Genomic DNA, 17,926 nt, shown 5'->3' with positions numbered 1-17,926 from the left:
TACACTGAGTCTCGTGTCAGTCAGAGACAGCGACGCCTCGACCCGTGTGAGGCCGGGCTTTTCGGTGTTGGTGGTCGCGTCGCTCGCTCTGACTTCGGCATGCACCAGCCCGGTCGGCGGCCACCCCGCCGTGGGCGGCGTGGTGCAGGGCACCGTCGCGGCAACCTTCCTCACGTTGGACGAGGTCAGCGCGCTCGTCGGCGCTCCCCTGGCGTCGGCCGACAGCGTGAGTGAGCCGCCCGCCGCACTGACCTCGGACCCACCCACCTGTGCGGCGGCCGTCGGCCCGGCAACCGAAGCGGTGTACGCGCGGGGCTGGCAGCGCTTCGGCGCAACGTCCTATCAGGACTCGACGGCCGAGCACGTGGTGACCCAGGTGCTGGGCGTTTACCCGGACCAGGACACAACGCAGGCCGCGTTCCGCACGCTCACCGACGGACTGTCGCAGTGTCCCGAGGCGGTTCGCACCAACCAGGACCACAGCTCGGCCAAGTGGACCTACGCGGTGGAAGGCACGGCCGCGGACTCGGTGGCGTGGACGGCAACCGAGGACGCCGGTGACGGGTGGGCGTGCTTCCGCGAGGCCCGCCAGAAGGAAACAGCGCTGCTGGAGGTGTCGGTGTGCCAGGCAGGCAACGGCAAGCAGGCGGCGCAGACCATCATGGAACGCTTCGCCGCCAAGGTGAACCCATGACGGCCGGCCGTCGGCTGCTCGCGCGGCTCGCCACGCTCCTGCTGGTGGCCGTGCTGGCGCTGCTCCTGGGCGGTCCCGCACCGGTCGCACTGGCCCAGGGCGGGGACCCGTTCGCCGGCCTCGCCGCGCAGATCCAGGCCGAGGAGCAGAAGGTCGCCGCGCACGACCAGCGCAAGGCCGACCTGGAAACGCAGATCGACGGGCACAACGACAAGGTAGCCACGCACGACGAGGCCGTCGAAGCGCTGGACGGGCGGACGAGCGCGCACTCGGCGAACGTCGATTCGCTCAACCAGCGGATCGCTGCCCACAACGCCGAGCCGCATGTGTTCCAGCTGCCTCAGCAGGCCGGTCAGTCCGCGGCATACGACGCCGAGGCCGCGGAACTGAACTCGGAGAAGGCTCAGCTCGACGCCGAGGGCGCACAGCTGCAGAGCGAGAAGTCGCAGCTGGACAACGAAGGGTCTCAGCTCGACGCGGAGGAGCAACAGCAACGCGCCCAGGTCGCGGCCTTCAACCAGGAGGGCCTGCAACTCGCGGCCGAGTGCCAGCAGTTGCTGCAAAGCCTCGCCGCGGCGCTGGACTCGACGGCCGGCGTGCCGCGCGCCGCCCCGGCGCCCGGCGGCGACCAGGGCCGTCCCACACCCGCGCTCGCGCAACAACCGCGGCAGGTCGCCGGTGACGGCGGCGACCCCGTCTCCCGCGTGCGGCAGAACGAGGCGCTCGATGCCTACGGCAAGGCCAACGGTGTCGAGGTGGACAAGCGGCCGGTCTGGGCCAGGCTGACCCCCGGAGCAGTCCGCAACCTTCCGCCGTCGGCCTCGACCACCCTCCACGTGACCCGCACCTACGACGGCCTGGTCCGCAAGCCCACCGGTCGTTACCGGGCGCTCGTGGTCCCGTCTCCCACCACCGGCATCACGCCGGGGCAGAAGGGTTTCGACGACGCCGTCCGGACCGGCGGGCCGGCCGTCGCCACCCGGGACGGCGAGCAGATCATCATCGACGAAGTCGTGACCGTGCCGGGCAAACCGGTCACCGCCCCCACCACCAACTGCGGCGCCGACTGCAACCTAGTCTCCGGTGGGACACCCACCACCGCGACGGTCAGCCCTCGTAAGCTTCTGGACGACGCCAAGGCCTTGCACGACACGGTCCCGGCGTCGCGCGACCGGTACATCACGGTCGCTACCGGCCAACTCGGCGGCGATCTGGTCTACTCGGTGAACCAGAACGGTACGAACAAGGCGATGCGGGACCTGGCGGCGCAGCTGGGATACCGCCGGGTCTTCGCCACCGACCTCAACCGGGAGGTCGACACGGACGCGGAGCAGATCCTGTTCAATGCCATAGACGAAGGCGAGGAGGTCGGGGACGGCATCATCGCGGCCTCGCGCCCGGCCTGCGGGCCGGACCGCCAGGACTGTGCCGGGCGGGCCCTGGACTACCCGAACATCCAGCTGTGGGAACAACCGAGGAACCGATAAGCGTGCTGCTGTGGGACCAGGTCATCGACGCCCGTGCCGACGAGGTCCGGCGCCTGTCACGAGTGCAGCTCGCCGAGCTCGCCACCGGTGCGATCGAGGGCACCGTCGAACTGTTCGCCGTCCCGTTCGCCGAGTTCTGCCCGCCCCCCGTGGTCGAACTGGTCACCTCGGCCACCCGGGACTGCCGGGCCTCCGCACCCGAGTGGCGGCTGGCGGAGGCTTACCTCGCGCGCTTCACCGACGCCCTCGACGCCGTCCAGGGGCTGCCGATGCGACCCGGCTGCGGCCCGCTCACCATGGCCACCCTCGGCCTGGTCGAGAGCGTGACCGGGGACTTCGAGCCCGACGAGGTGCTGGAAGTGCTGTCCTCGTGTTACGAGGCGATCGTCATGTCCCAGCTCACCGGCCGGGTGACCATCGAGCGGGAACGGGAAAACGAGCAATGCCGGCGAGCCTTGGCCCTGCAACAGGACCTCATCTCGCGGTTCTCCGGCGGGGTCAGCTGAACGCGACCGCGGCCTCGGCGGTGCTCACCAGGAACGTGAACGTTTCCTCCAGATACAGCTGCACCGTGGTCGCGTCGTGCGACAGGTAGCCGACCGAGACGTCCTGCCCGAGATGCAGCTCGTAGTCGCCGCCGCGAGTCGAGACCAGGAGCGCGGCCGACAGCGCCGGCGCCCACACGATCTGGCCGTCCTTGCCCAGGACACGAGCGACGTGCTGACGGATCGGGTAACCGTGCTCGGTCGTCTCGTCGAGGGTGATGTAGGTCGTGGCAGGCAGCAGCAGGGCATAGTTCCCACCGACGCCGTCCAGTCTGAGCGCGCTCATCGCCTGCGCGACCGCGGTCGGATAGGCGGACGGGTTCGGCGGCAGGGACACCGTGCTGGGCGCGGCCGGGCGGATCCCGGTGATGCCGGCGGAAGGCAGGCCGTCGGCCATGATCCGGTCCTCGGTGAAGGCGAGCTTCTTGGCGGCGTCCTTGACCGGCTGCCAGTCTGCGTCCTTCGCACCACGTTCGACATCGTCGACCGCCTGCCGGCTCACCACGAACGGCACCCGAAGTTCGATCACGGTCGCGACCGCGCGGCGCCGGGCGCGTACCCCCTCCTCCGGCGATTCGAGATCGTGCACGTGCCCGGTGCCGATCGCCGACAACGTAAGGCCACTCGGGCCGACGACGTCCACGACGCGACGGCCGGCGACGTGCTCGGTGAACGAGCGGCTCGCTTCCGCTTCGAGGTCCGTCCACGCGGCGGCCGAAATGGGAGCGAGTTCGCGATAGAGGTTGTTCATGACGTACTCCTCCGCTCCTTGAGGCTGCCGATACGCAACGAGCGATCCGCGGCCCCGGCCGCCGGGCCCGGTGGCGGGTCGTCCAGGAAGTCTTGGCTGGGCACGAAAAACAGGCAGCCGGTGACCGCCGTCGAGAACTCCAGGATGCGGTCGGTGTTGCCGGGCGGGTCCCCGACGAACATGTTCTCCAGCATCCGCTCGATCACCGACGCGCTGGCCGCGTAACCGATGAAATAGGTGCCGCGCTCACCGTTCGAGATCTGCCCGAACGGCATGTTGTCGCGAACGATCTGCCGCTCTTCACCGTTCTCGTCGACGATCGTGGTCAACGCGACGTGTGAATTTGCGGGCTTGACGTCGTCGGGCATTTCGATATCGGACAGCTTGGTGCGCCCGATGACACGCTCCTGTTCCTCGACCGGGAGCGCGTTCCACGCCTGAAGGTCGTGCACGTATTTCTGCACGACGACGTAGCTGCCACCGGCGAAATCCGGGTCCTCCGCGCCGATGAAGACCGCCTCCCCGGCCGCGCGCCCGGTCGGGTTCTCCGTGCCGTCGACGAAGCCCATCAGGTCCCGCTCGTCGAAATACCGGAACCCGTGCACCTCGTCGACCACCGTCGCCACGCCCGCGAGCCGGCTGATCAGGTGGTCGGCCAATTCGAAACACAGGTCCATGGTGGCCGCGCGAAGGTGGAAGAGCAGGTCACCGGGTGTCGCGACGGCCGTGTGCACCTCGCCGTCGATCGCGCGAAAGGGATGCAGCTCGGCCGGGCGGGGCGCGGGAAACATCCGGTCGAACAGCTTCGCGCCGATCCCGACGACGCAGGTGAGCCGGCCATCGGGAACGCGAAACCCCACGGAACGATTCAGACCACCGACATCGGCCAGCAGGTCACGTACCGTCTCTTCGCCCCCGTCGTCGACGGTGACCAGCAAAAAGATCGCCGCCACCGTCAGCCCGGTCAAGACCGGCTGCGGTTCCGGGCCGTTCAGGAGGTCACCCCCGCGGCGTCGCGGTAGTCGATGGTGATTTCGTCGTCCGCGGCATCGATGTGGACGACCTGTCCATCTGTTACCTCGCCGCGGATGAGGGCGCGGCCGATGCGGGTCTCGATGTCGTGAGAGATGTAGCGGCGCAACGGGCGCGCGCCGTAGACGGGGTCGTAACCGCGTTCCGCGATCAGCCGGCGCGCCGGTTCGGTCAGCTCGACGGAGATCCGCCGCTCGGCCAGCCGCGAACGCAGCTCGTCGAACTGGAGGTCGACGATCCGTTCCAGTTGCGCCTGGGTGAGCGGCTGGAACAGCACCACGTCGTCGATGCGGTTGAGGAACTCGGGCCGGAAGTGCCGGCGCAGCTCCATCATCACCCGGTCCCGGGCCTCCGGCTTGATCTCACCGTCGACGGTCGCGCCTTCCAGCAGGTACTCCGAGCCGATGTTCGAGGTCATGATGATCACCGTGTTGCGGAAGTTGACCACGTGCCCCTGGGAGTCGGTTATCCTCCCGTCGTCGAGCACCTGCAGCAGCGTGTTGAACACGTCGGCGTGGGCCTTTTCGATCTCGTCGAAGAGCACGACCGAATACGGCTTCCGGCGTACCGCTTCGGTCAACTGCCCGCCCTCTTCATAGCCGACGTAGCCGGGCGGCGCGCCGACGAGCCGGGAAACCGTGTGCCGTTCCTGGTATTCGCTCATGTCCAGCCGGACCATGCTCTCCTCGGTGTCGAAGAGAGCGGCCGCCAGGGTTTTGGCCAGTTCGGTCTTGCCGACCCCGGTCGGGCCGAGGAACACGAACGATCCGATCGGCCGGCGCGGGTCCCGGATGCCCGAGCGGGCCCGGATGATCGCATCGGCGACGACCGTGACGGCCTCGTCCTGGCCGATGACCCGCTCCCGCAGGATTTCGTCCAGCCGCAACAGCTTCTCGCGTTCGCCTTCGCGCAACCGCGACACGGGAATGCCGGTCCAGGCCGCCACTATCTCGGCGATCTCCTCGTCGGTGACCACCTCGTGCAGCAGCCGCCGCTCCCCTTGTTTGGCGGTCAGCCGCTGTTCCTCGGCGGCCAGCCGGCGTTCGAGTTCGGCGAGCTCGCCGTAGCGCAGTTCGGCGGCCCGGTTCAGGTCATAAGTTCGTTCGGCCTCCTCGGCCTCGTGCCGCACGCGTTCCAGATCCTGGCGCAGCTCCTGGACCCGCCGGATCGCCCGGCGCTCGGCCTCCCACTGCGCCCGCATCGCGTCCGCCTCGGCCCGCAGACCGGTCAGTTCGCCGCGCAGCTGGTCCAGCCGGAGCTTGCTCGACTCGTCGGTTTCCTTGGCCAGCGCGGCTTCCTCGATCTCCAGGCGGGTCACCCGGCGGGTGATCTCGTCGAGTTCGGCGGGCATCGAGTCGATCTCGGTGCGCAGCCGCGCGCACGCCTCGTCGACCAGGTCGATGGCCTTGTCCGGCAGGAACCGGTCGGTGATGTAGCGATGGGACAGCGTGGCGGCGGCGACCAGGGCACCATCGGTGATCTTCACGCCGTGGAAGACCTCCAGGCGCTCGCGCAGGCCACGGAGGATGGAGATGGTGTCCTCCACGTCCGGCTCGTCCACCAGCACCATCTGGAACCGGCGTTCGAGCGCAGCGTCGGATTCCACGTGTTTGCGGTACTCGTCGAGCGTCGTGGCACCGATCATGTGCAGTTCGCCGCGGGCGAGCATCGGCTTGAGCATGTTGCCCGCGTCCATCGCGCCCTCGGCCGCGCCCGCGCCGACCACCGTGTGCAGTTCGTCGACGAACAGCAGGATGCGCCCCTCGGCCGCCTTGACCTCGCCGAGCACGGCCTTCAGCCGCTCCTCGAACTCGCCCCGGTACTTCGCGCCCGCGACCAGCGAGCCCATGTCCAGGGCGAAGATCGTCCTGTCCCGCAGGCCCTCCGGCACGTCGCCGTGGACGATCCGCTGCGCGAGCCCCTCCACGATCGCGGTCTTGCCGACCCCGGGGTCACCGATCAGCACCGGGTTGTTCTTGGTCTTACGGCTGAGAATCTGGATCACCCGGCGGATCTCCGCGTCGCGCCCGATCACCGGGTCGAGCCGGCCCGCACGAGCTTCGACGACAAGATCGCGCCCGTACTTTTCGAGTGCTTCGTAAGCACCCTCCGGCGTCGCGGAGGTAACCCGCTGGTGGCCGCGCACGCTGGTCAGCGCGGTCAGGAACCCGTCCCGGGTCACGCCGTGCCGCGGCAGGAAGCTGTCCTGGTCGATCAGCGCCAGCATCAGGTGCTCGACGGAAACGTATTCGTCCTTGAGCCGCTTGGCTTCCCGCTCGGCCGCGTCGAGGATCTGCGCGACCCGCTGGCTGACGAGCACCTGCCCCGGCTGGGCGCCGGGGCCGGACACCTTCGGCCGCCGGGCCAGCTTTCGCTCGACCGCCGAGCGCAGGGCACCCAGGTCCACCCCGGCCCGCTCGACCAGCCGCGGCACCAGCCCGTCCTGGCTCAGCAACGCGAACAGCAGATGGTCTCCGTCCACTTCGGAGTGTCCAAGGCGGGTGGCGACGGACTGCGCCTCCCGCAGCGCCTCCTGTGACTTCTCGGTCAGCCGGTTGGCGTCCATGGCGGGCGCCTCCTCCTCAGCTCGGTTTCCAGCTCCTGGATGCGGTCGAGTAGCTCCAGCACCACCGCGATGCCCGCGTAGTTGAGCCCGAGTCCGGCCCTGAGCCGCTGGACCCGCCCGATCGTGACGACCACGCGCGGCGCGAACCAGAGCTCTCCGGAAGCGTCCCGTTCGGCGTCGAGGACGCTCAACGCGACCAGCCGGCGCAGCAGATCCGGGTGCATGCCGCAGCGCCGGGCGACGGTGTCCAGGCGCAGCCGCACCGGCGCGGCCAACGGGAAGCTCATGACTGTTTCTCCGCGAGTTTGCGCGCGACCGCCATCGTGTCGACGGGGCGCTCCATCCGAGATCGAGTCACGTTCTTCGGCATAGGCGCCCCGCCGCCCCGATAGCGGGCCTTCGGGGCGCGCGCGCAGTAGTCACGCTGATTGCCGCGACCGGACACACTACTCATCACGTCCTCCGTGGATCGAAGTTCGACACCGCGGCCAGCTCTTCGAACAGTTCCCGCTCGCGGCGGCCGGGCTGCGGCGGCACGCGGATACGAGCCTCGGCGTAGAGGTCACCGGGGGTACCCCGGGGGTTCGGCATCCCCTCGCCGCGCAGCCGCAACCGGCGGCCGCTGGAAGTTCCCGGCGGGACCCGGACCTTCACCTCGCCGCCCGGTGTCGTCACCGGGACGCTCGCGCCGAGCGCCGCTTCCCACGGCGTCAGCGGCAGCAGGATGTGGATGTCCCGGCCGTCGAGCCGGTACCGGGGATGGGGCGCGATCCGCACCCGGAGGTAGAGGTCGCCCGCGGGCCCGCCCCGGCTCCGGCCGCCCTGGCCGGGCAGCCGGATGCGCTGGCCGTCGGTCACACCGGGCGGGATCGTCACGTCGTACTCGCGGCCGCCCCGGCCCGAGATGCTCACGTGCCGGTTACCGCCGCGATACGCCTCTTCGACGCTGAGCACCAGTTCGGCCTCCTGGTCGGCGCCGGGCATCCGGCCCCCGGCGCCGAAGAGGCCGCCGAACAGGTCCTCGAAGTCGATCCCGACGTCATCTCCGAAGTGGACGGTCCGGGCACCGGCGCCCGCCCTGGCGGCGGCCACATCCTCCGGAATCTGGCGGAAATCGGGCCCGAAGCGGTCGTAGCGGGCCCGGGTCTCGGGATCGGACAGCACCTCGTACGCCTCGCTGACCTCCTTGAACCGGTCCTCCGCCGCCGGATCGGAGTTCACGTCCGGGTGGTAGCGCCGAGCGAGCGTGCGGTACGCACGCTGAATGTCTTCAGTGGACGCATCGCGCGAGACGCCGAGCGCCGCGTAGAAGTCGGCCGCCACGCCGCGATCACCCCCGCCGGTTCACCGCGACGGCCGCCGGGCGCAGTTGGGTTTCGCCCTCGCCGTAGCCCGGGCGAACCACCCGCACCACGGTGCCGTCGGCGTATCGGGCATCGGCGACCACCTCGACCACCTCGTGGCGGTGCGGGTCGAACGGCACACCCGTCTGGTCCTGGCGCGGGTAGCCCAGCTGCGCCAGGAGATCCACGGCCTGGTCCCGCACGGCCCGAACACCGCCCACGACGGGGCTGGCGTCTTCACCGGCGTGGGCCAGCGCGCGTTCGAGGTTGTCCACCACCGGAAGCCAGGCCCGCAATATGCTGTTGCGCTCGGCAAGCCGTTCGCGGCTCAACTCCCGGGCGAACCGCTTGCGCAGGTTGTCCAGGTCGGCCACCGCACGGCGCCAGCGGTCCTCCAACTCGGCGGCATCTGCGCCTCCGCCGGTGTCAGCGTCCTCCCGGGCGATCGCGGGTTCTTCGGCCATGGGGTCAACTCCGGTCGAACTCCGCGTCGACAACGTCGTCGCCGCCGTCGCCGCCGCCCTCCTGCGACGGTGGCGCCTGCCCGCCCGCCACGCCCTGGTGTGCGGCGAGGCCGTGGTAGACCTGCTGCAGTTCCGAGGTCAGCGACCGCACGCGGTCCAGCGGCGCCTCCGACTTGACGGCCTCCCGCGCGTCCGTCACGAGCAGTTCGGCGCGCGACCGTTCGTGCGGGGGTGCGGCGTCACCGAGTTCGGTCAGCCGGCGCTCCACCTGGTAGGCGGTCGAGTCCAGTTCGTTGCGCGCGTCCACGGCCACCCGCAGCTCACGGTCCTGGGCGCGGTTGCGCTCGGCCTCGGCCACCATCCGGTCCACCTCGCCGGTGTCCAAATTGGAGCTTTCGCTGATGGTGATGCCCTGTTCGGCGCCGGTGTCCCGGTCGCGGGCGGTGACGTTGAGAATCCCGTTGGCGTCGATGTCGAAGGTGACCTCGATCTGCGGCTCGCCGCGGGGCGCGGTCCGGATGTTCTCCAGCCGGAACCGGCCGAGTACCCGGTTGTCCGCGGCGCGTTCGCGTTCGCCCTGCAGCACCACGACGTCCACCGCGGTCTGGCTGTCCTCCGCGGTCGAGAAGACCTCGCTGCGGCGTGCCGGAATCGTGGTGTTCCGCTCGATGATCTTGGTCATCACCCCGCCGCGAGTCTCCACGCCCAGCGAAAGCGGTGTCACGTCGAGCAACAGGACGTCGGAGACCTCGCCCTTGAGCACCCCGGCCTGCACCGCCGCGCCGATCGCCACGACCTCGTCCGGGTTGACGCTCATGTTCGGGTCCTTGCCCCCGGTCAGCCGCCGCACCAGGGTCTGCACGGCCGGCATCCGGGTGGCCCCGCCGACCAGGATGACCTCGTCGAGGTCGGCGTCGGCGACCTTGGCGTCGCTCATGGCCTGCTTGACCGGGGCCAGGCAGCGCTGCACCAGGTCGTCGGTGAGCTGCTCGAACTTCGACCGCATCACGGTCGTGGTCAGGTGCTTCGGGCCCGCCGCGTCCGCGGTGATGAACGGCAGGTTCACCTGGGTCTGGCTGACCGAGCTCAGCTCCACCTTCGCCTTTTCCGCGGCTTCGAAGAGCCGTTGCAGCGCCTGGGGATCCTTGCGCAGGTCGATCCCCTGCTCGCGCTGGAACTCGTCGGCCAGGAAGTCGACGAGCCGGCGGTCGAAGTCGTCCCCGCCGAGGTGGCCGTCGCCGGAGGTGGCCCGCACCTCGACCACGCCGTCACCGACGTCGAGCACGCTGACGTCGAAGGTGCCGCCGCCGAGGTCGAACACCAGCACGGTCTCGTGTCCGTGTTTGTCCAGCCCGTACGCCAGTGCGGCCGCGGTCGGTTCGTTGATGATGCGCAGCACTTCCAGACCCGCGATCCGGCCCGCGTCCTTCGTCGCCGTGCGTTGCGCGTCGTTGAAGTAGGCGGGAACCGTGATCACTGCTTGGGTAACGCGCTCGCCGAGTTGCTTGCCGGCGTCGTCGGCGAGCTTGCGCAGCACCTGCGCACTGATCTCCTCGGGGGCATAACGCTTGCCACGCACGTCGAACCGCGCGTTCCCCTGCTCGTCGGCCACCACGTCGAAGGCGACCGCCTTCGCTTCGTCGCCGATTTCGTCGAACCGCCGGCCGATGAACCGCTTTGACGAGTAGATCGTGCCCTTGGGGTTGAGAATCGCCTGGCGGCGGGCGAGCTGGCCGACCAGCCGTTCGCCCTGCTCGGTGAAGGCGACCACGGACGGCGTGGTGCGCGCTCCCTCGCTGTTGGGCACGACCCGGGCTTCGCCGCCTTCCCAGGCGGCGATCACGGAGTTGGTGGTGCCCAGGTCGATACCTACTGCCCTGGCCATTCACCCAGCCTCTCAAGGCCGGCGCAGCCGGGCTTGCGCCCCACGGAGGGAAATTCGGCCCGGAATTCCGGCCTGCGAGGCCGGGTTGGCACCGTACCCACGCGACAGTCCAATCCGGCCGCCGCGACCGTCTCGGCCCGCCAGGGCGAACCGGCGGCCGGAAACCCGGCAGGCGAGCGCAAGCGCTCGTAGGCTTTTCCTTACCGGCTCACGCTGCCCGCGGGAGGTGATCGGGTGTCCGTCGACGGAGGAGAACGAGTACCGCACCGACCCGGCGGAGCGCTGTCCACTGTGCACCCCGGCCCGCTCGCCGGTTTCCACCGCCTGATGCACCTGTCTTCGCGGCTGTTCGGCAGCCACGACCAGGACGAGATCCTGGGGCTGGTGGCACGGTGGGCACCGGAAGTCGTGCCCGGTGAGGTCGAGGCGTGCTACCTCGCCACGGGTGGCCGGCTGCTTCCCGCGCCGGCCTTCGACGGGGCGAATCCGTCGCTCGCCACGTGCGTCGCCCGGCTCGGGCCGGCCGGTGGTGCGCTCGACGCCGGTGACGGCGGCTGGCGGTGGGGGTTTCCGCTCCGCAGCATGGGTTCGCAGCTGGGTTATCTGGTGTTGCGGTGTGACGCGGACCCCTCGGCAGACGAGCGGTTCCTCATGGAGGCGCTGTGTCAGCAGGTCGCGGCGGCGATGGCCAGCGCCTCGCTGCACCGCGGCGACCGCGAACACGTCGCCGAACTGCGGCGTATCAACGACGAGCTGACCACCACGATCTCCCGCCTGGAGCAACGGACGATCGTGCACGAGGTGCTGACCCGGGCGTCCGCATCCGGCGAGGGGGAGGCCGGCATCGCGCGGGCCGTCCACACCCTGACCGGGCTGCCCGTGGCGATCGAGGACGCGTTCGGAAACCTGCGGCAGTGGGCGGGCCTGCCCGTGCCGGGCGACTATCCCAAGCCGCCCGCCGCGTCGCAGCGGCAGGCCTTCGTCACCAAGCTCATCGCACACGCCGGGCCGTTGCGCGAGCATCGCAGGATCATCTCGCTCGTGCGCCCACGCGGCGACGTGCTCGGCGTTCTCGTACTGCTCGACGACGAACATTCCGCCGGTGACTACGAAACCTTCGTGGTCGAATACGCGACGACGGTCCTCGCGCTCGAACTCGCCCACCAGCGAAGCCTCGCCGAAGTCGAGCTACGCGTGCACCGGGATCTGGTGGCGGACCTCATCTCCGGTACCGACGACGAAAGCGCGTTCGCCCGGGCCGCCGCGATCGGACACGACCTGCACGCCCCACACCGGCTCGTCGCGGTCCGGTGGCGGTGCCGGGGCGAAGAGGAGGCCGTCGCGTCGGCCGCGCGGCGCGCCTTCCGGTCGTGGGAGCGGAGGATCCTGGTGTCCCGGCACGCCGGGGTGGCGGTCCTGCTCATCGCCGAGCCGCTCGACGTGCCCGCCCTCTACGGTGCGCTGGCGGCGCAGCTCGGGACGGAGGCCGGAGCGATCGGTGTCGGCGGGCGATGCTCCCGCCCGGCCGAAGTACCCCGTTCCTACGCGGAAGCCAGGCAGGCGTTGGCCGTCCGCGAGGAGTCGGCGTCCCCGTACGGCGCGACGACCTTCGAAGACCTGGGCGTCTACCGGATCCTCGGCGTCCACGACAACCGGGCCGGTGTCGAGGACTTCATGCGCGAGTGGCTCGGCCCGCTCCTGGACTATGACGACCGGCGGCATGCCCAGCTCGTCCGCACCCTGTTCGAATACCTGGAGTGCGGCGGCAACTACGACCGCGCGGCCGACTCGCTGGTCATCCACCGCAGCACCCTGCGCTACCGGCTGGCCCGCATCCGCGAGATCGGCGGGTTCGACCTGTCCGACGTCGACACCCGCCTGAATCTCCAGATCGCCACCCGGGCCTGGCAGCTCCTTCACGGTGACGGGCCACGCGTCGGCGCGTGAGTCAGGCCGGTCGCGACTGTGCCCGGCGCACGTCGTCCACCGCACCCGCCGCCATGCCCCGGCCGGGCACGAGTCCGAAATGGACGATCGGACGGTCCGAGACGGCCTCGTTGAGCCAGCCCGTGGCGACCCGCAACCGGCCGGCCGGCAGCGCCAGCAGGTGGTAGCCGCGGGTGACCACCTTCGCCGGGAACCCGGACAGCGGCACGCGCAACGGATCGGCGACCGCCTTGCTGCCACCGAGATCCACGACGAAACCGAGATCCCGGTGCCGGTACGGCCGGGACTCACCGAACCCCAGCGACGCGGCAACACCTTCGGCCGCGACCTTGCCCTGCCGCTGCGCGTGTTGCGCGGTCATCGGCGTAATGTCACCCGGACGCCCGGGATCGGGCACTGCGGCGGCGTCCCCGGCGGCGAACACGCCGTCGTACCCGGGAACCCGCAGGTGCTCGTCGACGGTGAGCCGCCCTTGCCGCGTCGGCAGTCCCATCGAGTCGATCAGCGGGTCGGGCCGCACGCCGACGCACCACACCACGGTCCGCGTGGCGATCTCCTGGCCGTCGGAGAGCTGGACGGATGTCGGTGTCACCTCCGTGACGGTCGTGCGGAGCCGCACATCGATGCCGTGGCTGCGCAACGCCTGCTCGGCGGGCGCAGACAGCCTCGGGTCGAGGCCGGGCAGCATCCGGTCGGCGAGGTCGAGCACGAGGACGCGAATCTCGTCTTCCCGCATCTCCGGGTTGTGGCGCACCGCTTCCTTGGCCAGGAGCGCGATCTGCGCGGCGAGCTCGCTGCCGGTGTAGCCCGCACCGACGACGACCACGGTCGTCCGCGCCATCCGCTCGACCGGGTCCTGCTCGTGCGGCGCGAGTTCGACCTGCGCGAGAATGTGGTCCCGCAGGTAGAGTGCCTCGGCGATGTTCTTGAATCCCCTGGCGTGTTCCTCGACTCCCGGCACCGACAGCAACCGGGTGACGGCACCGCAGGTGACCACGAGCCGGTCCCAGTCCAGGGTCCGCTCACGCCCCTCGGCATCGACGATCCCGCAGGTGCGGCTCCCGACGTCCACGCCGGTCGCGGCCCCCAGCACCAGCCGGGTCCGGGGCAGTTCGGTCCGGAGCGACACGGCGATGTTCCTCGGGTCGAGGACTCCGCCCGCGACCTCCGGCAGCAACGGCACGTACAGCATGTAGTCGGACGGGTTCACCGCCACCAGCTCGGCCGCCTCGGCGGGCAGCCGTCGCGCCAGGGTTCGCAGGCAGAAGAAACCGGCGAAGCCGGTACCGATCACCAGGACTCGCGCAGCCATGCGCCCAGCCTGCGGCAGGCGCCGCGACCCGGGCCACCCGGCGCGGTCAACTCCGGCCCCGCGGCACAGAAATGCGGGCGACTTTGGCCCCGCCGGGCCACCCACAGCCCGCGACGGCAAGGTCAGGTCACGCTCCGCGCGCCTGCCGCAGCAGCTCCCATCCCCGCTCGGCGGTGACCGCCGCCAGCTCACGCGGATCGCCACCGTCGCCCGCGAGCACCTCGTACTGCGCGCGGCCGACGAGTTGCCACGCCTCACGCATCTCCGGCCACGACGGCATGTGCAGGCCCCTGCGGCATTGTTCGACGTAGGGCCGCAGGACCGGGTCGCGCTCGCCGATCTTGGACATGGCCTCGTCCTGCACCGGCACGAGCTGCTGGAACCGGTTGAGGTCCAGGCCCGCGCGCGGCTGGGAAACGTAGCTGGTCAACAGGTCGCGGGCGGCGGGCAGGTTCGGCGCGTCGCGATAGATGTACATGCCGTACACCGAGACCATCGGCTGCGCCGGCTGGTCCCCGGCGGGTGGGACGACACCCACGGTGACGTCCAGTTTCCGGTCCCGGATCGCGGCGAGGCCACGGGACGAGCAGACGAAGAACGGCGCGCGCCCCGACAGGAACAACTCCAGCGCCTCCGCCCGCCCGAGCGTGGGACGCAAGACGCCCTTCCCGTCCGGCGCGCAGCCCAGTTCGGCAAGCCGCACGAACGCGTCCACAAAGGACTCCCGCCAGCGGGAGATGTCGTCGAAGGAGCCGGCACCCGATTCCTGCCCGCGAAACCCGAAGAACGAGCCACCCAAGCTGGCGAACAGCGGCCACATGTGGAACGGGTCGCCGGCGTTGCCGTGTGCGTCCGGCGCGCCGACCTGAAGCGCGAGCGCACTGCCGTCCTCGATTCCCTTGGCTTCGAGGGCTTTCTCCCCGGCGGCGACGGCCTCGGCCAGGCTCGTGGGCATGGGGCCGGGCCCGGTGAGCGCGTTGTTACGGATCAACGCCACGCTGTCGAAGACGTACGGTATGGCGTACAACCGGTCGTTCCTGCTCAGCGCCTCCAGGGCGGACGGCGATATCGGGCGCACCCACTTCGGGTTGAGGGGCGGCTCGACCACCGATTCGTCGCGGGCGACCCGGCCGATCCAGTCGTGTGGCCCCACGACGACGTCGGGCACCTCGTGGCCCCGCGGCGGATCGCCGGTTTCCGCCAGCCGCATGAACGCGTGCTCGAGCGCCTCGGTCCGTTCGAACGGCTGCACCTTGACCGAGACCGGGTAGGAGCGATGGAACGGGCTCCACTGCCCGAAGTAGCGGGCGAGCGTCTTCGCGCGGGTCTGCTCCGCCCAGATCACCAGGGACTTCACGCGCTCGACCCGCTTGTCGTCGCGGAACCAGTACCTTCTGCCGTTGCGGAAGGTGACCTGTACGCCATGCGGCCTCCTGTCGTGCGAAGCACCGTTTCCCTGGTCTAGCCCATGATCAACCTTTCTTGATCTTAACGACTCGTGAACCACCGTGCTCGCCCAGAGATAGTCCTGACCGGCGCGCAGCAGGCCGAGGTCCTGCCGCACCTCGCGGCCGTGAATGCCGCATGCGACGGTCAGCACCACGTTTTCGAAGGTCGTCTTCGACTCGTTCAACGCCAGCGCACCGGTCTGCTCCGCCCGTGACCCGACCTGCCACGAGATCTTGAGCGCGCGGGCGCGCGCCCGCCGACGGCTCGCCCCGGCGGCCCTGGCCAGCGCGCCCACCGCCGTTATGGCGCCACAGATGCCGACGATGGTGGACGCGGCCGTACCAACATCGTTGAACAGGGAAAACGCAGCGACGAAGCCCACGGGTGAAAATATAGCCAGAAGATTATTTTCGGACGATCTTTCACGGCAAGACGCGGATTTCCGTCAGCCAAACCTCACCCGTTCGGCCGTATGGTCTGCGCCATTGCGACTAACCGGTCGGTCTGATCGCGGCGTACGGACCCGGCAGGACTCACGCCCGAGAAGCCGTTCGTTCGGCGCCACCGCGTGCGAGCAGCCAGACGGTCACGAGTACCAGGACACAACCGGTGACTTGCAGTGCGGTCGGGATCTGGCCGAGTACGGCGATCGCGAGGAGTTCCGCGCCGATCGGTTGCAGCAGAAGCAGTGCCGACGACAGCGCCGGCGCCAGCCGCGGCAGACCCCAGCCGATCAGGAGCCAGCCCAGTGCCTGCCCGGTCAACGCCACGAACGCGAGCGCGATCCATGCCCGGATGGGGAGGTCGACCCCGATCCCCGAGGTCATGACGCCCACGACCGCGGCGAGCGCTCCCGCCGAAGCACTGGCCAGGAAGACCGGCGTCACGAAATGCCGTGGCGACCGGACCCCGCTGCCCCGGTTGAAGTACAGATAACCGGAGTACCCGAGTGCCGCCGCGAGCGCGAGAACCGTGCCGCGCAACGGGTTCTCCCCCACGGGAGTCGGACCCACCAGCCCGCCGGCGAGGGTGACCGAGGCCAGCAGAACCGGCAGCGCCACCACGAAGCGCCGCGGGAGCCGGACACCGGTCACGAACCGCACCAGGAGCGGGAACAGCACCACCTGCATGTTGACCAGCACCGTCGAGATCCCGGCACCCACGTCCCCGATGCTGATGTTCCACATCAGGAAATCCGCGCCCAGGCACAACCCGGCGAGCAGCCCGGACACGACGGTGCGGCCATCGGGCCGCCCATGCCGCCGGATCTCCCGTACCAGTAACGGGGCGAGCAGCACCACGGCGAAGAAGCAGCGCCAGAAGGCCGTGGTCACCGACGACGTCCCCGCGAGCACGATCAGCACCGAAGACGCCGACAGCGACAGTGCCCCCAGCACCACAGCCGCAGGCCCGAAACCCAATCGCACAGGAGCAAGCGTCGAAACCGTCACCACTCCACTCTGCTAAGCCGGTACCAGCAGCACAAATTACTATTTTTCCGATTTTTTGATTAGTATTGCTTAGGTGTTGAACTGGGAGCGTCTTCGCGTGCTGGACGCCGTCGCCCAGCACGGTTCGGTCGGTGCGGCCGCCGCGGCCCTGCACGTGACCGGCCCGGCGGTGACGCAGCAGATCCGGAAACTGGAGCGCGAAGCCGGGGCACCGCTCGTCGAGCCGGACGGCCGCGGGGTGCGGCTGACCACCGCGGGCTGGATCGCCGCACAAGCCGCCCGCAAGGTCACCGCGGCGATCGACGAAGCCGAGCACGCACTGGGCACACTTCACGGACGAGTCACCGGGCCGATCAGGATCGGCGCCGTCAACAGCGGCTTCGGCCCGCTTGTCGCACCCGCGCTGCGTATCGTGGCTGAACGGCACCCGGAAGTCGTGCCGAGCACACGCAGCGGAGAGCCCATCGACCTGCTTCCCTCGCTGTGCAACCGAGAACTCGACGCGGTGCTGGTCGAGAACTGGTCCACCCTGCCGATCCGCGTGCCCGCCCGTATCCGGCTCGAACCGCTCGTCGTGCACGACGTCGTACTGGCCGTCAGCGCCGAGCATCCCCTCGCCGACCGGGACGTCGTCACGCTGGATCTGGTCCAGGACGACGTGTGGACGGCCTGCCGCCCCGGCACCGACGGCCACGAAGTTCAACTCCAGGCCATGCGCCGCCACGGTGTCGAGGCACAGATCCGGCACGTCGTGGACGACTTCCTCACCCAGATGACCTTGGTCGCGGCCGGTCTGGCCGTCACCCTCGTACCGCGGCCACCCATCGACGGATTCCCCGGCGTCCGCCTGCTTCCCATCAAACCCGCCATCACCCGCACGATCGGCCTCGCCACCCGGGAGAACAGCAATTCCCCCGCGGTCAGCGCACTCGTCGAAGCCTTCCGCGAGGTCGCCGCCACACTCGCCGGCCGCGCCAGGTCGTAGTGCCCGGGCTCGAAA

Annotated in this window: 15 protein-coding genes; 5 read left to right on the top strand and 10 right to left on the bottom strand. The window is 69.9% G+C overall.

The window, feature by feature from the left end:
* Window positions 1-13: 13 nt before the first annotated feature.
* The 3 genes from A3CU_RS0130430 to A3CU_RS0130420 are packed head-to-tail and all read left to right on the top strand — an operon-like array spanning window position 14 to window position 2,687.
* Entirely contained in the window at window positions 14-694 is a 681-nt protein-coding gene (locus tag A3CU_RS0130430; protein ID WP_169739716.1) for a sensor domain-containing protein, read from the top strand.
* Window positions 691-2,181, top strand: a complete 1,491-nt coding sequence (locus A3CU_RS0130425) for a coiled-coil domain-containing protein (protein ID WP_027945450.1) — start codon at window positions 691-693, stop codon at window positions 2,179-2,181. The genes A3CU_RS0130430 and A3CU_RS0130425 overlap by 4 nt, the downstream gene beginning before the upstream one ends.
* Window positions 2,157-2,687, top strand: a complete 531-nt coding sequence (locus A3CU_RS0130420; protein ID WP_156960636.1) for a hypothetical protein — start codon at window positions 2,157-2,159, stop codon at window positions 2,685-2,687. Before A3CU_RS0130425 ends, A3CU_RS0130420 begins: the two co-directional genes overlap by 25 nt.
* On the opposite strand, the gene A3CU_RS0130415 is transcribed toward A3CU_RS0130420, so the two are convergent.
* The 7 genes from A3CU_RS0130415 to dnaK all read right to left on the bottom strand — a co-directional run bounded on the left by A3CU_RS0130415 (window position 2,680) and on the right by dnaK (window position 10,767).
* Window positions 2,680-3,477, bottom strand: a complete 798-nt coding sequence (locus A3CU_RS0130415; RefSeq protein ID WP_027945448.1) for a family 1 encapsulin nanocompartment shell protein — start codon at window positions 3,475-3,477, stop codon at window positions 2,680-2,682. The two genes, A3CU_RS0130420 and A3CU_RS0130415, sit on opposite strands and share 8 nt — an antisense overlap.
* Window positions 3,474-4,445 carry a Dyp-type peroxidase gene (locus A3CU_RS0130410; RefSeq protein WP_027945447.1) on the bottom strand — a complete coding sequence of 324 codons (972 nt, stop codon included), beginning with the start codon at window positions 4,443-4,445 and terminating at the stop codon, window positions 3,474-3,476. Before A3CU_RS0130410 ends, A3CU_RS0130415 begins: the two co-directional genes overlap by 4 nt.
* A 23-nt stretch (window positions 4,446-4,468) precedes the next feature.
* Window positions 4,469-7,075 carry an ATP-dependent chaperone ClpB gene (gene clpB, locus A3CU_RS0130405; RefSeq protein ID WP_027945446.1) on the bottom strand — a complete coding sequence of 869 codons (2,607 nt, stop codon included), beginning with the start codon at window positions 7,073-7,075 and terminating at the stop codon, window positions 4,469-4,471.
* Window positions 7,057-7,362, bottom strand: a complete 306-nt coding sequence (locus tag A3CU_RS0130400) for a chaperone modulator CbpM (RefSeq protein WP_027945445.1) — start codon at window positions 7,360-7,362, stop codon at window positions 7,057-7,059. The genes clpB and A3CU_RS0130400 overlap by 19 nt, the downstream gene beginning before the upstream one ends.
* Before the next feature lie 166 nt (window positions 7,363-7,528).
* Window positions 7,529-8,398, bottom strand: a complete 870-nt coding sequence (locus tag A3CU_RS0130395; RefSeq protein WP_027945444.1) for a DnaJ C-terminal domain-containing protein — start codon at window positions 8,396-8,398, stop codon at window positions 7,529-7,531.
* Window positions 8,399-8,405: 7 nt separating this feature from the next.
* On the bottom strand, window positions 8,406-8,882 hold the full coding sequence (locus A3CU_RS0130390; RefSeq protein WP_052372437.1) for a nucleotide exchange factor GrpE: 477 nt from the start codon (window positions 8,880-8,882) through the stop codon (window positions 8,406-8,408).
* Window positions 8,883-8,886: 4 nt separating this feature from the next.
* Entirely contained in the window at window positions 8,887-10,767 is a 1,881-nt protein-coding gene (gene dnaK / locus A3CU_RS0130385) for a molecular chaperone DnaK (RefSeq protein ID WP_027945442.1), read from the bottom strand.
* Window positions 10,768-11,001: 234 nt separating this feature from the next.
* On the opposite strand from dnaK, the gene A3CU_RS0130380 reads away from it, so the two are divergent.
* Window positions 11,002-12,714 (top strand): PucR family transcriptional regulator, encoded by a 1,713-nt coding sequence (locus A3CU_RS0130380; protein ID WP_156960635.1) that lies wholly within the window; start codon window positions 11,002-11,004, stop codon window positions 12,712-12,714.
* 1 nt (window position 12,715) lies between these two features.
* On the opposite strand, the gene A3CU_RS47470 is transcribed toward A3CU_RS0130380, so the two are convergent.
* The 3 genes from A3CU_RS47470 to A3CU_RS47465 form a co-directional block, all read right to left on the bottom strand.
* Window positions 12,716-14,026, bottom strand: a complete 1,311-nt coding sequence (locus A3CU_RS47470; protein WP_052372434.1) for an NAD(P)/FAD-dependent oxidoreductase — start codon at window positions 14,024-14,026, stop codon at window positions 12,716-12,718.
* A gap of 127 nt (window positions 14,027-14,153) precedes the next feature.
* Complete coding sequence (locus tag A3CU_RS0130370; RefSeq protein ID WP_027945440.1) at window positions 14,154-15,857, bottom strand: sugar ABC transporter substrate-binding protein; 1,704 nt, start codon at window positions 15,855-15,857, stop codon at window positions 14,154-14,156.
* Between the two features lie 151 nt (window positions 15,858-16,008).
* Window positions 16,009-16,902 carry a DMT family transporter gene (locus A3CU_RS47465; protein ID WP_169739715.1) on the bottom strand — a complete coding sequence of 298 codons (894 nt, stop codon included), beginning with the start codon at window positions 16,900-16,902 and terminating at the stop codon, window positions 16,009-16,011.
* A gap of 97 nt (window positions 16,903-16,999) precedes the next feature.
* Between A3CU_RS47465 and A3CU_RS0130360 the strand changes: the two genes are divergently transcribed.
* Complete coding sequence (locus tag A3CU_RS0130360) at window positions 17,000-17,911, top strand: LysR family transcriptional regulator (protein ID WP_027945439.1); 912 nt, start codon at window positions 17,000-17,002, stop codon at window positions 17,909-17,911.
* Window positions 17,912-17,926 lie beyond the last annotated feature (15 nt).

Source organism: Amycolatopsis taiwanensis DSM 45107, from assembly GCF_000519205.1.
GTDB lineage: Bacteria > Actinomycetota > Actinomycetes > Mycobacteriales > Pseudonocardiaceae > Amycolatopsis_E > Amycolatopsis_E taiwanensis.
This window is presented reverse-complemented; position numbering and strand designations above follow the sequence as displayed.

What these genes read in the sequence shown, in the direction of transcription:
- A3CU_RS0130400 (WP_027945445.1), bottom strand. Translation starts at nt 7,362, where the DNA reads ATGAGCTTCCCGTTGGCCGCGCCGGTGCGGCTGCGCCTGGACACCGTC.
- clpB (WP_027945446.1), bottom strand. Translation starts at nt 7,075, where the DNA reads ATGGACGCCAACCGGCTGACCGAGAAGTCACAGGAGGCGCTGCGGGAG.
- A3CU_RS0130425 (WP_027945450.1), top strand. Translation starts at nt 691, where the DNA reads ATGACGGCCGGCCGTCGGCTGCTCGCGCGGCTCGCCACGCTCCTGCTG.
- A3CU_RS0130415 (WP_027945448.1), bottom strand. Translation starts at nt 3,477, where the DNA reads ATGAACAACCTCTATCGCGAACTCGCTCCCATTTCGGCCGCCGCGTGG.
- A3CU_RS0130390 (WP_052372437.1), bottom strand. Translation starts at nt 8,882, where the DNA reads ATGGCCGAAGAACCCGCGATCGCCCGGGAGGACGCTGACACCGGCGGA.
- dnaK (WP_027945442.1), bottom strand. Translation starts at nt 10,767, where the DNA reads ATGGCCAGGGCAGTAGGTATCGACCTGGGCACCACCAACTCCGTGATC.
- A3CU_RS47470 (WP_052372434.1), bottom strand. Translation starts at nt 14,026, where the DNA reads ATGGCTGCGCGAGTCCTGGTGATCGGTACCGGCTTCGCCGGTTTCTTC.